Origin of the sequence: Blautia sp. DFI.3.45, assembly GCF_020593505.1 — a bacterium.
Taxonomy (GTDB): domain Bacteria; phylum Bacillota; class Clostridia; order Lachnospirales; family Lachnospiraceae; genus Blautia_A; species Blautia_A wexlerae.
Map to the genome: position 1 here is coordinate 51990 of NZ_JAJDMI010000005.1, position 11823 is coordinate 63812.

General features: G+C 42.9%; 13 protein-coding genes. All 13 read right to left on the minus strand.

Features of this window, described 5'->3' with window-relative positions; translation table 11 throughout:
- Positions 1 to 62: 62 nt before the first annotated feature.
- The 13 genes from LJE09_RS03055 to LJE09_RS03115 all read right to left on the minus strand — a co-directional run bounded on the left by LJE09_RS03055 (position 63) and on the right by LJE09_RS03115 (position 11823).
- Positions 63 to 962 carry a M14 family zinc carboxypeptidase gene (locus LJE09_RS03055; RefSeq protein WP_008703215.1) on the minus strand — a complete coding sequence of 300 codons (900 nt, stop codon included), beginning with the start codon at positions 960 to 962 and terminating at the stop codon, positions 63 to 65.
- Positions 963 to 1113: 151 nt separating this feature from the next.
- Positions 1114 to 3234 carry an LPXTG cell wall anchor domain-containing protein gene (locus tag LJE09_RS03060; RefSeq protein WP_025579038.1) on the minus strand — a complete coding sequence of 707 codons (2121 nt, stop codon included), beginning with the start codon at positions 3232 to 3234 and terminating at the stop codon, positions 1114 to 1116.
- A 137-nt stretch (positions 3235 to 3371) separates the two neighbouring features.
- A complete protein-coding gene (locus LJE09_RS03065; protein WP_062807705.1) occupies positions 3372 to 4622 on the minus strand; it encodes a glutamate-5-semialdehyde dehydrogenase in 1251 nt (416 codons plus the stop codon).
- Between the two features lie 14 nt (positions 4623 to 4636).
- Positions 4637 to 5194: a 5-formyltetrahydrofolate cyclo-ligase gene (locus LJE09_RS03070; RefSeq protein WP_008703219.1), complete on the minus strand. Its 558-nt coding sequence runs from the start codon at positions 5192 to 5194 to the stop codon at positions 4637 to 4639.
- Entirely contained in the window at positions 5172 to 5393 is a 222-nt protein-coding gene (locus LJE09_RS03075; protein WP_008703220.1) for a DUF896 domain-containing protein, read from the minus strand. Before LJE09_RS03075 ends, LJE09_RS03070 begins: the two co-directional genes overlap by 23 nt.
- Before the next feature lie 93 nt (positions 5394 to 5486).
- The gene (gene proB / locus LJE09_RS03080) at positions 5487 to 6344 is read right to left on the minus strand and encodes a glutamate 5-kinase (protein WP_227310956.1); all 858 of its coding nucleotides are present in this window, start codon (positions 6342 to 6344) and stop codon (positions 5487 to 5489) included.
- Positions 6345 to 6448: 104 nt separating this feature from the next.
- Complete coding sequence (gene ybeY, locus LJE09_RS03085) at positions 6449 to 6943, minus strand: rRNA maturation RNase YbeY (RefSeq protein ID WP_022381407.1); 495 nt, start codon at positions 6941 to 6943, stop codon at positions 6449 to 6451.
- Positions 6940 to 7950 carry a PhoH family protein gene (locus LJE09_RS03090; protein ID WP_008703224.1) on the minus strand — a complete coding sequence of 337 codons (1011 nt, stop codon included), beginning with the start codon at positions 7948 to 7950 and terminating at the stop codon, positions 6940 to 6942. Before LJE09_RS03090 ends, ybeY begins: the two co-directional genes overlap by 4 nt.
- Before the next feature lie 140 nt (positions 7951 to 8090).
- Positions 8091 to 9275 (minus strand): sporulation protein YqfD, encoded by a 1185-nt coding sequence (locus LJE09_RS03095; protein WP_227310957.1) that lies wholly within the window; start codon positions 9273 to 9275, stop codon positions 8091 to 8093.
- On the minus strand, positions 9269 to 9553 hold the full coding sequence (locus tag LJE09_RS03100) for a YabP/YqfC family sporulation protein (RefSeq protein WP_020993926.1): 285 nt from the start codon (positions 9551 to 9553) through the stop codon (positions 9269 to 9271). Before LJE09_RS03100 ends, LJE09_RS03095 begins: the two co-directional genes overlap by 7 nt.
- A gap of 73 nt (positions 9554 to 9626) precedes the next feature.
- Positions 9627 to 10163, minus strand: coding sequence for a DUF2284 domain-containing protein (locus LJE09_RS03105; protein ID WP_118341928.1), 537 nt, complete (start codon positions 10161 to 10163; stop codon positions 9627 to 9629).
- A 38-nt stretch (positions 10164 to 10201) separates the two neighbouring features.
- Complete coding sequence (gene rlmH, locus LJE09_RS03110) at positions 10202 to 10681, minus strand: 23S rRNA (pseudouridine(1915)-N(3))-methyltransferase RlmH (RefSeq protein WP_022381411.1); 480 nt, start codon at positions 10679 to 10681, stop codon at positions 10202 to 10204.
- 50 nt (positions 10682 to 10731) lie between these two features.
- Positions 10732 to 11823 carry a chitobiase/beta-hexosaminidase C-terminal domain-containing protein gene (locus LJE09_RS03115; protein WP_022381412.1) on the minus strand — a complete coding sequence of 364 codons (1092 nt, stop codon included), beginning with the start codon at positions 11821 to 11823 and terminating at the stop codon, positions 10732 to 10734.

Here is an 11823-nt window from a genome sequence, read left to right on the forward strand (position 1 = left end):
TAATCTCTGTTTTTATTACTTTTTATTTTCGGATACAGTTTTTCTTTGACTATGTGACGGATTTATGCGTTTGCCAATATGCCGCTGTTTAGAGAATAAAGATATTCAAGTGGAATCAGACGCAGTTCTTCCATATCGTCCTTGCGGTATTCCGGAATCTCAATTGCCAGAGAGGGCTGACGGATCACTTCCGCATAAAACTGTTCCGGAGATCCCATCTCAGGTTTTGCTCCGGCTTTTTTGACTCTCGCACCACCTGCAATCCCTTTTTCCAGACGATAGCCGGAACATTTCTGTAAATGCCTTGCCAGTCTGTAATTTTTCTGATTGTAGGCAAAGCCTTTCTCCTGTCTGCAGTAAACGATCTTCCCTCTGGAATAACTGAATGTAAGCAGGCCAAGGCTTGAATATTCCTGAAAAATGCTGATCAGGGCACGAGTCTCATTCTCACTGGCAGGCTCCTGATTCACTCTTTTCCGCTGATAATAATTAGTCGGAAAATTTCTGCGCAGATCAATTCCCCTGGCATTACATTCATACTCTTCCACAGGCCTGTCCTGCATTTTCAGCATCTGTCTGTGGATGGGATTATGTATGGCACCATATCCGTATTCACATATCTCATAGCTGTCAGGATTCAGCATGGGGATCATACAGATACGAACCTTATCCAGAAGTTTACGAACTTCATAACTTTCTCCGATAGTCCAGTTGCTTTCATAGGATCTGCAGTAATCTTTTGCAATGGACAAAAGATATTCCGGGAGATTTCTGTCTCCGCTTTCCACTCCGCTCAGACAGATAATGCAGGTATCACCCTTTCCAATCTCAAGCATGGGGATCATTCTGTCATCATGACTTCTTCCGATCACTCTGAACTGGACAAAATTTCCATATCTCTGTCCGAGTTCCCACAATGCGAAGTATATTTTTTCATAAGTTCCCATCTGTTCTGTTGACATACATTCTCTCCTCCTTTTTGGCAAATGTTCAGCAGCCTGGATCAGATTCCGGATTCTGACCTGTATGGACGGCTGAATGGCTGCCTTATTATTATATATATGAAAAGAGACAGGCCATAAGACCTGTCTCTTAAAAATAATTGGATTATATTTACATTTCTTTTTTACGTCTTCTTATCAGTACGTAACCACCTGCAAGAACAGAAGCTGCAGCAAGAGCCAGCATAGTTCCGACCGGTGATTCATCACCTGTGGATACTGCTGATTTCGCTGTTCCGTTTGTTCCGTCTGCATAGGTTGTCGGAGTTACATCTGTAGTTCCTCCATCTGTAGTTCCGTCGCCGGATCCGGTTCCGTCTCCGTTTGTTCCGTTTGCACCTGGTGTGGTAGTGGCCTGTGTCAGAGGAGCTGCCTTGAACTGATAGGGCAGAACTTCGGAAGCATCTGTTTCCTGCCAGTCATTTCCACTGTATACCTGTTTTGCATATTTAATGTAAATAGTATATGCTTTTTCGGCATCTGTATAAATACCGCTCTTGGCACCAATTTTCCAGGATGTGTTCCAGGTTGACGGGTTAGAAGACATACTCCATCCTACAGGTACCCATCTGACATCACCTTCTCCCGGATTATTGTTCTGTGTACCTGCACCGATTACCTTGAAGTCATAGAAAGTATTCGGATAGAACACAAGTGCTTTCTCAAATCCCTGTACAACACTCTCTTTTACATCGGGTACTACCGGAGTATGAGATGGTGTAGGTGTAACAGGACGTTCTTTTGAATCAGGCTGGAACATTACAGAGCCATAATTACTCTTATCCTTATCACTGATCACACATACATAAATATCAACATCATAGTCAGGAAGATCAGTAACTTTTGCTGTTACATTTGTATCAGCCTCAATAGGAGCACCTACTCTGGAAGTATCGATTGTCGGTGCTTTCTCACCACGTTTTACCCAGTCAATATAATAGGTACCTTTTACATTTGACTGGAACTTAATTTTAACAGTACCACTTCCGGACCATTTGCATTCTTTTCCTGTTACTTTCAGTTTTTCTTCTGCAGGAGTTGGGGTAGGGGACGGTTCTGTTGTACTGACTAAAGTTCCGTCTTCTCCGATTTTAAGGCTAGAATCTCCCTCATATGTAATCTGAGAAAGAACATCCGCCAGTTTCACATCAGTAACAGCGTCACCCAGCTTTACGACTGTTCTTCCGGCGTTAGCCTCCTGAACAGCAACACCAATGGCAGAACCTGTAACAGCACCGCTTACATTGATTACACCGTCTTTGGCAAGCACAAGGTTACTTGCAGCTTCAAAAGAATTTGTAACGGTATTTCCTGTAACACTTAAGGTTCCCTGAATATTTACAGTTCCTTCACTGTAAATTGCACCACCTGCTGCAGCGGAGTTGGCTGTAATCGTGCCATTCTGAAGATATACGTTTGCACCGGCAGCATTATTAATCGCACCACCATTTCCTGTCGTGCTGTTTGCTGTGATTGTACCTCCTAAAAGATATGCATTCGCACTGTTGTTGATTGCACTGCCATCTCCTGTTGTAGTATTACCTGTCAGAGTTGCTCCATCAGATAAAGCATAGTTACCACTTATCACTTCAACAATAGAACCAGTAACCCCTTCACCAGTTCCATCAACAATTAAAGTACTGTCAACAGCGCCTGTTGCCGCATCTTCTGCCGAACCTGCCATCTGAAGATTACCACCATTTACAGTAAACATGCTTCCGATAAATCCTGCCGCACGTTTAATAGTCGCATCTTCTGCTGCAACCAGCATAATATTTTTATTAGAAGGAACATCAACCGTAGCACTGATTTCAATATCACCTTTTACTTTGACGTACTTTGTCTCATCGGTCATATCTGCACTTTCAGGTACTGCCTCAAATGCTTCAGCAAGTGTTGAATAAGAATGTCCATTAACTATAATAGCAGATCCTGCCTCAGCAGCCTGCTCATCAGTTTCTTCAGCAGCCGGTGCCTCTGTAGGATCAGCTGTTGTTTCGGCAGGAGTTTCAGCCGGATCTTCCGGTGTCTCGGCTGGATCTTCGGCTGGTTCCTCAGGAGTTTCAGCCGGATCTTCAGAAGGTTCTTCTGTATCTGCAGAGTCAAGTTCACCTTCCAGTTCGCCTTCGGCTGATGTCTCAGCAGCAGTATCTGCTGCAAATGTGGCTGTCGGTGCCATTCCTACAGACAGGGCACCTGCCATTAATAATGCAAAAAGTTGTTTTTTTCTCATTGTATGTCCTCCCATAGATGAGTTTTAGTTAAAATCACTACTGACACCATCCGATTTCTTATTCCCCACGAAGCAGTCAGTAATCCCAAATCTGAATTGAAGTATAGCACATCCCTCAGAAAAAATCAATGTGCTGTCTATGGGCGTACCTGTCCGTTTCCATAGATGATATATTTCGTTGTGGTCAGAGCCAGAAGTCCCATAGGTCCCCTCGCATGAAGCTTCTGTGTGCTGATACCGATCTCTGCCCCGAAACCGAATTCAAATCCATCTGTAAAACGTGTGGAGGCATTGACATAAACTGCCGCAGCATCCACTTCATCCAGAAACTTCTGTGCATGTTCATAATTATTGGTAATAATTGCCTCTGAATGTTTTGTATTATATTTATTGATGTGAGCAATCGCCTCTTCCACAGAAGAAACCACTTTAATAGAAAGAATATAATCCAGATATTCTTTGCCCCAGTCTTCTTCTGTTGCGTGTACAGCTCCCGGGATCAACGCATAAGCCGCTTCATCTGCGCGGATCTCCACATGTTTCTCCTGCAGACGCTTTGCAAGGACTGGAAGCAGGGCATCCTTTACATCTTTATGTACAAGAACAGATTCGCAGGCATTGCAGACGCCTACTCTCTGAGTCTTGGCATTCATGATAATGTCTGCTGCCATCTCAAGGTCTGCGGTTTCATCCACATAAATATGGCAGTTTCCAGTACCGGTCTCAATCACAGGGATGGTGCTCTGCTCCACTACGGCTTTGATCAGGCCTCTGCCGCCTCGCGGGATGAGTACATCCACATACTGGTTCATCTTCATGAATTCTGCTGCTGTCTCTCTGGATGTATCAGAAATCAGCTGGATCGCATCCTCTGTCACGCCCTGTTCATTCAGAGTTTCCCTGATACAGTTTACAATGGCCTCGTTGGAATGGATCGCATCACTTCCACCCTTTAGGATTACTACATTACCGGTCTTAAAGCAGAGTGCAAATGCATCCGCAGTTACATTCGGTCTTGCTTCATAGATAATTCCGATCACGCCAAGAGGTACTCTCTTCTGCCCGATCAGCAGTCCGTTTGGGCGTTTTTTCATCCCGGTTACTTCCCCGACAGGATCATCCAGGGCTGATACCTGGCGCAGGCCCTCTGCCATTCCTTCAATCCTGCTCTCTGTAAGAAGAAGCCTGTCGATCAGCCCCTCAGGCATATGATTCCTTTTTCCGGTTTCCACATCCAGCCTGTTGGCATTGATCAGAGTCTGTGCATCCTTTACCAGTTTGTCTGCTACTGCAAGAAGTACTTCATTCTTTTTGTTTGTAGAAAGATTTCTCATTTCTGTTTCAGCTGCCTTCGCATTCATGCCAAGGCGGTTCAGCATTTCATTCATGTTCAGGTCCCCTTTCAGTCAGTAAGATAGCATATCTCCTCTTCTGTTACTATGATCTGCGGACAGATATCAGTAGGTTCTGTGGGAACCTCCGGCAACATCTGAAAAGAAAATGCAATGGCAACTCTTTCAAGCTGCGGATGTTTCTCAAGATAACGGTCATAGAAGCCACCGCCGTATCCGACTCTGTGGTTTGCTCTGTCAAAAGCCACTCCCGGCATGATCATAAGAGCCTTTGACCAGTTGACGATCTCCCCCGATACAGGCTCAGGAATCCCAAAATATCCGGGTTCCAGCCGGGCAAAGTCTGTCAGCTTATAAAATACCATATCCTTTCCCACAACCTTGGGAACTGCAACCTCCTTGCCGGCCTTCCATGCTTCTTTTATAAGATACTCTGTGACAACTTCATGGTTGTAATCTGCATATACCAGAATGCGGTCCGCATTCTTAAATGCAGGAAGTGCGGTCACTTTGTCAGTGATCGTGCGGCTCATTGCCTCTATCTGTTCATCTGTGTGCAGCTTTCTTTCTGCGAAAATCTTCTTTCTAATGTCTTTTTTTGATTCCATATTTTTCACCCAGATTAATGATTGTTCCGTCTTCCTGCTGAACATCCACATTGTCCAGCTGAGCGCGAAGGTTCATGCGGACAGATGCAATATATTCCTTGCGCAGCAGTTCTCTTTCTTTTTTCTCTTCTTCAGTAAGCCCCACACTTTTGGCTTTATGTGCAAGTGCATTAATGCGGTCGATTTTCTCAACTTCCATAGTTCTTCCTCCTGTTTTTTGTCTGCGGCAGTCTGTCTGTAAACACTGCCATTTACTCTGTGAATGTCATTTGGCACCGGTAAATTTCCGGTATTATAACAGTCTGTCAATAATATCGATCAGATAAACTTCTTCTTTGGACTGGCTTACAAACAGCGTACCGTACCTGCGTCCCTCTGTGATCTTATGGATAATATGGAAATCGGCTCCGTTTGCGATCACCATATCTACGCCTGCTGCAGAAGCAATCTGTGCTGCTGTCAGCTTAGTAGCCATTCCGCCGGTTCCTACCTTACTTCCAGAAGTACCTTTTCCCATGTTAAGCAGATTATCATCCAGATTTTCTACCACATCAATGAATTTTGCATCAGGATTAGTATTGGGATCATCTGTAAAAAGACCATCAATATCTGATAACAGGATCAGCAGATCTGCCCGTACAAGTGCGGCAACCATTGCAGACAATGTATCATTATCTCCGAATTTCTCCAGATTCTGAAGCTCATAGGTGGAAATGGAGTCATTCTCGTTTACAATGGGAATCACTCCCAGACTGAGCAGTTCATTGAAAGTATTCTGAGCATTCTTTCGGTTAATATTATTAACCATAGTATTTTTGGTCATAAGGATCTGAGCGGAAAGCTGATTATATTCAGAAAAAAGTTTCTGATAAATCATCATCAGTCTGGCCTGTCCTACTGCTGCACATGCCTGTTTTCCTTTCAGTTCTGTGGGTTTCTCATGCATTCCAAGAGCTGCCACACCTGTTGCTATAGCTCCTGAAGAAACCAGTATGACATCTTTTCCCTGATTGCGAAGGTCACTGAGCTCTCTTGCCAGCACTTCCAGTTTGCGAAGGTTCAGTCTTCCTGTCTCCGAATGAGTCAGGGAAGAAGAACCGATCTTAATTACAATACGTTTTTTATCTTTAAGTCGTTCCCGGTAATTCATCTTTTTGTTACTCCATATAAATATATTTTTTGTAACTGTTCAGTGTCTTTACAGTTACGAGACAAAATCCATCAGAAATTGCCTGCAATAACAGAATTTGAAGATCAGCGTGTAATCCCAAGCTCCTCCAGGGCTTTCGCCTGTTTTGCCTCCATGACTGCTGCTTCCCCGGGAGTCATATGGTCATATCCCAGCAGATGCAGCATACTGTGTGCAACCAGAAAACAGAATTCTCTTGTCACACTGTGTCCGTATTCCTCTGCCTGCGCAAATACCTTGTCAACTGAGATCATGATATCTCCAAGAAGAAGTTCGTCTGTATCCAGATCAAAGTAAGATTCATCTTCCTCCACAATATCATATCCTGCCGGTGTCTCAAAAGGAATCATAGGGAAGGATAAAACATCCGTAGGTCTTGCGATATCGCGAAACTCAGTATTAACTCTCTCAATCTCTTCGTTATCTGTAAGTACAAGATTCACCTGTGCATCATAGGGACATTTTTCCATTTCAAGAACCTTGTCAGCTACCTTTACTGCCAGTGTCTCATAGTCGATCCCCAGTTCACGCTCTGTCTCATAATCAATCTGCATGTTCATCGTTCATTTACCCCGTTTCTGCGTCTTGCCGGTCTTTCAGGTTTTTGTTTCTTCTCATAGGCATCATAAGCCTGTACGATCTGCTGTACCAGAGGATGACGGACAACATCCTTGCTGGTAAGCTGGCAGAAGCCAATGTCATCTATTTTTTTCAGTACTTTCATTGCCACGTCAAGTCCGGATGTGGTATCTCTTGGAAGATCTTTCTGCGAGGCATCTCCGGTGATGATAACCTTGGAACCAAATCCGATACGTGTCAGGAACATCTTCATCTGTGCCGGAGTAGTATTCTGTGCTTCATCGAGAATGATAAATGCATTATCCAGTGTACGTCCGCGCATATATGCAAGCGGTGCAACCTCGATCAGGCCGCGCTCCATATTTTTCGCAAAGCTGTCCGCTCCCATGATCTGGTACAGTGCATCATAGAGTGGTCTCAGATAAGGATCTACCTTGCTCTGCAGATCTCCCGGAAGAAATCCCAGCTTCTCACCGGCCTCAATAGCAGGACGTGTCAGGATGATCCTGCTGACCTCCTCATTTCGGAAGGCTGTGACAGCCATTGCCATCGCCAGATAGGTTTTGCCGGTACCGGCAGGACCTACACCGAACACGATCATTTTTTTGCGTATCTGTTCTACATAATCTTTCTGCCCCAGTGTTTTGGGCTTGATAGGTCTGCCCTGTATGGTGTTACAGATAAAATCTTTGTCTATTTCTGTGAGAACTTCGTTTCTCTGCTCCATTGCCAGAGAAAGAGCATAATTGACATTCTGTTTCGTGATCGTGTTGCCTCTTTTTGCAAGTACTGTCAGTTCTTCTATCAGTTTCTTCGCAGAAGCCGCATTCTGTTCATTGCCAAGTATCTTAAGGATTCCGTCTCTGGAGATCACTGTCACATTCAGTGTTCTCTCAATCAGCTTAAGATGCTCATCAAACTGGCCAAATACATTTGCTTCCAGTTCTGCGGGGACTTCTGTGTGTAATTCAATAATATTGCCAGCCATCCTGTGATGTCCTTTCCTGTTGATAAGTTAATAATGGATTATTGCCTCGTTTATGGACGATAATCAAAGTCCGGTTAAAACCAGATGCATCCATTGTAACACCTCCCTGCAACTTTTTAAATACAAATTTTTATGGAATTTTATGTTATCCGGCTTTTTTCGCCTGTCTGTTCGATGATAAGCAGGGTTCCTCCGGTAATGCACAGAGATTCTGTCAGCCTGGTAGTAATATGATTTTCACTGATCTTAATGCCATTTTGAAGCAGCTTCTTTTCATATTGATGAAATCTTCGCACAGCTTCCTTCTCGGCTTCTTTTCTGGTATAGGTTTCTTCTTTTACTGTATAATCAGTAGTTTCGGTCCATCCGATCCATACAGGAAGTATAAAATTTTCTGTGATACGCAGAGGAATTTCCTCTGTGATACGTTTCTGACCTGTATGTAATGCCGGATACAATCCCAGATACCAGTGCCCAAACCGGAAGTACATTTCTTTTTTCTTTTTGCCGGCAGGGATTTCTGTACGGTATTTTAATGGAAATTCCTGATAATAGGAAATTTGTCTGGAAATAAAAATATCCGCATCTGCATGAACGTATTCCTTTCGCAGGACTTCCTGACTGTCATTCATGATATGAAGTTCCCCGGATACCAGAAGTTCCCCTTTTTTGCAGGAATCCCCGGGCTTTTTTACCGGTATGCCCCTTCGGACGATCATATCTGTGATCACTCCGTCCTTGTCTGCGAGCAGATTACAGGGTGAGGTATTACTGTTGGTTTTTTGGGGGATAATTCCTTCCTGGATATTAAGAATCAGACGGGTTCCTTCTATTCTGGCAGATACCCAGGTAATCTCCGGAAAATTTTTCCGTACAGCTGCTGCAACTTCTGAACAGTTGATCTTTTTTTTGGACATCCCATGGTTTATATCCTGCGTATCCAGAAAATCGAGGATTTCTCCGGTACTGTTTCTGACATTTCCTTCAATATGGATATTCCAGATTCTCCCTGTCAAAAAAAATATCAGGATACCTCCCAGAATCATGCCTGTAAAAAAAGCCTTTCTTTTTTTATTCCTTAAAAAAAAGAAGGGCATTCCCCGTCTCTGTATGATCTGAATATGTACACCTGTTTTATTCCGGAGAGGTCTCAGGCGAAAGAAATCAGCGGCCTGCATTTGTGCCATAAGCTGGCCGTCCTCTCTGTACCGGATCTTTTCCATATAAACTTTTCTGCTTTTGCAGAGATTCAGAAAGCGTTCCAGATTTTCTCCTCTTATAAGGATGATCACATAACCATATATTAATTTCAAAAATTTCAACATTCGCTGTCACCCGCTTTTATATCATAAATACTTCCCGTCACTTTCATTGCACTGGAATTGTACCAGCGGATTTCAAGATTTTTCCCGGATATGGTCACTTTTCCGCAAAAAGACTGTATCACAATTTCAGAAGGTGTATATTTAAAAACAGATTTATAATTTTCGATAACAGCTTCCGTCTGACCGGTCAGTGTGACGATCGTTTCATTATATGCCAGATCAGGCGGAAGTTCTAATGCCAGCACCATCCGGTTTTTCCATTGTCCTGCTTTTTTCATAAAAAAAGCTCCCCCGGCTTTTACTATCAGTCTATGCCGGAAGAACTTTCTTTAAAACACGTTTCAGCAGCAATCATCGAAACAAAACCATAGAAAACCACAGAATTGTATTTCCACCCAGATTATATTCCATAGATTCACGCTCTACAATCTCATTTACTACTACACCATGACTTTCCAGACATGGATGCATCCGATCAGGATATCTGCATGGCTTTCCCTCTTTATAGGCACATTTTTCACAGATATCACAGGATTCTGTAGACAGGATGTAAGTTTCATACCCTTCTTTATTCAGATATTTTCCCACCTCTGTAGTCAGGTCCTCGTGTGCCCGTCTTGTAGAAAGCATTTCTTCCATGTTCATGATATCCGAAACTTCCGCTACACTGGAAAAGAAAACAGCCTGAGGATAACTTTTTATTTTTTTTTCACATTCCTGCAGGGTTCCTACTGCGGGGGGACAGGCCCAGGTAGAATCATAACGTTCGCATTCTTCTTGGCAGATCGTGCGCACGCGTTCCTGAATTGTAATATCTTTTGTGTCCAGTATGCGGTATTCAAAAATCGGGTACTGTGAAATAAATTCTTCAAATTTTTCTATGTTCATAGTTTTCTTCTTTCTTTTGGACTTGTTGGTACATTCGTTCATTTATGATAGGGTTCGTGATTCATAATGCGGTAGCTTCTGTATATCTGTTCCAAAAGGATCATCTGCATCAGCTGATGCGGAAAAGTCATTCTGGAAAAGCTGAGCTTATAATCTGCACGTTTCAGAACACTCTCACTCAGTCCTAAGGAACCTCCGATCACAAATGCAATGGAACTGATACCGGAAACTCCCAGTTTCTCAATTTTTTGAGAGAGTTCTACAGAATCCGGCGTTTTTCCGTCAATTGCCAGTGCGATAACATAATCCTGTTCGCGTATATGTTTCATCAGACGTTCGCCTTCTGTATTTTTAATCTGTGTGTTCAGTGCTTCTGACGCTTTATCCGGTGTTTTTTCATCTGCTACCTGACAGAAAGTCAGCTTGCAGTATCTGCTCAGTCGTTTGGCATATTCTGCGATTCCGTCACACAGATATTTTTCTTTGATCTTTCCAACTGTAACAATACGGATTTCCATGATCTTCTTCCTTCTATTTTAATAAAATCAGCGATAAAATCACAGTATTTTTAGTACTGCAGATAATATTCCATAGCAGTCATCTTACTGGTCTTGCCATTTGCTGCAACAAGAATAACATTCAGCCTATGGTAACCCACAGGCATGGAGATTGGCTGTTCATAAACAGTACTGTTAAGATCCGGTTCAGAATCAAATGCATAATATGCTTTACATCCATCTGGGACAGTGATCTTAATCTCTGTTTTTTTATTGTAATCCCCTGATTTAGGTGTTACTTTGGGGGCTTTCGGTGCATTTAAAACAATCACATATTTCCTGCTGATCACATCACTTTCAATATTTTTATCATTTACACCAAAGGCTTTTAATTCAGTTGTGCCTTCCCTCAGAATAATAGGTTCTGTATATACTTTACTTTTTCTGGTAGGTGTGCTTCCATCTAATGTGTAATAAATCTTTTGGCAGTTACCTTCTAGTTTCAGAGTCTGCGTTGTAGTATAGGTTCCGGGTGCAGGATTTGATACAGGTGTTTCGCAGATATATTCTGCGCAGGCATTCTGCACCTCTCTGTCAGCAGATTTCAGGATCAGTCTGACTTCGTTGGTCTTTCCCTCCTGTGTAAGAAGCTTCACATACTCTTTATATATTCCTGTTCCCGCAGTTTTGTTCTGGATAAACGGGCGCAAAACAAGAAGTGCGGATCGTTTATCGCCTGATTTCTCCATACTTTTGGCCAGAAGAAGATTGGCGGCTTCATTTTTGGGATTTTTATCCAGAGCATTTTCTGCAATCCGCTGTGCTTCTTCATAGTTTTGCTGTGCATATTGTTTTTTTGCCCTGGAATATAAGGCAGAAAAAGTATTTAACTGCCGATAACAAAAGAACCCCAGCAGTGTCGCCGCACACAGAAGCAGGCATAGAAGCTGTTTTCTGCTGAATTTCAGCTTTCTTCTTTTGGGATGTTTGAAATATTTTATAATTTCTGTTTTCTGTTTTTTTTCGGATGGGCGGTTCTGCTGCTCCTTTTTCATCAGAGTTTCCACTGTGCTGAATTCTCTTACCCAGGGTATCTCCGCAAGGCAGTAGGGGCAGTACAGAGAGCCTTTTTCCACCTCTTTATGACATTTAGGACATTTCAT

What these genes read in the sequence shown, in the direction of transcription:
- LJE09_RS03070 (WP_008703219.1), bottom strand. Translation starts at nt 5,194, where the DNA reads ATGGAATCAAAAAAAGACATTAGAAAGAAGATTTTCGCAGAAAGAAAG.
- LJE09_RS03075 (WP_008703220.1), bottom strand. Translation starts at nt 5,393, where the DNA reads ATGGAAGTTGAGAAAATCGACCGCATTAATGCACTTGCACATAAAGCC.
- LJE09_RS03060 (WP_025579038.1), bottom strand. Translation starts at nt 3,234, where the DNA reads ATGAGAAAAAAACAACTTTTTGCATTATTAATGGCAGGTGCCCTGTCT.
- LJE09_RS03100 (WP_020993926.1), bottom strand. Translation starts at nt 9,553, where the DNA reads ATGAAAAAAGCAGGACAATGGAAAAACCGGATGGTGCTGGCATTAGAA.
- LJE09_RS03065 (WP_062807705.1), bottom strand. Translation starts at nt 4,622, where the DNA reads ATGAATGAAATGCTGAACCGCCTTGGCATGAATGCGAAGGCAGCTGAA.
- LJE09_RS03090 (WP_008703224.1), bottom strand. Translation starts at nt 7,950, where the DNA reads ATGGCTGGCAATATTATTGAATTACACACAGAAGTCCCCGCAGAACTG.
- LJE09_RS03115 (WP_022381412.1), bottom strand. Translation starts at nt 11,823, where the DNA reads ATGAAATGTCCTAAATGTCATAAAGAGGTGGAAAAAGGCTCTCTGTAC.
- proB (WP_227310956.1), bottom strand. Translation starts at nt 6,344, where the DNA reads ATGAATTACCGGGAACGACTTAAAGATAAAAAACGTATTGTAATTAAG.
- LJE09_RS03105 (WP_118341928.1), bottom strand. Translation starts at nt 10,163, where the DNA reads ATGAACATAGAAAAATTTGAAGAATTTATTTCACAGTACCCGATTTTT.
- ybeY (WP_022381407.1), bottom strand. Translation starts at nt 6,943, where the DNA reads ATGAACATGCAGATTGATTATGAGACAGAGCGTGAACTGGGGATCGAC.
- LJE09_RS03095 (WP_227310957.1), bottom strand. Translation starts at nt 9,275, where the DNA reads ATGTTGAAATTTTTGAAATTAATATATGGTTATGTGATCATCCTTATA.
- rlmH (WP_022381411.1), bottom strand. Translation starts at nt 10,681, where the DNA reads ATGGAAATCCGTATTGTTACAGTTGGAAAGATCAAAGAAAAATATCTG.
- LJE09_RS03055 (WP_008703215.1), bottom strand. Translation starts at nt 962, where the DNA reads ATGTCAACAGAACAGATGGGAACTTATGAAAAAATATACTTCGCATTG.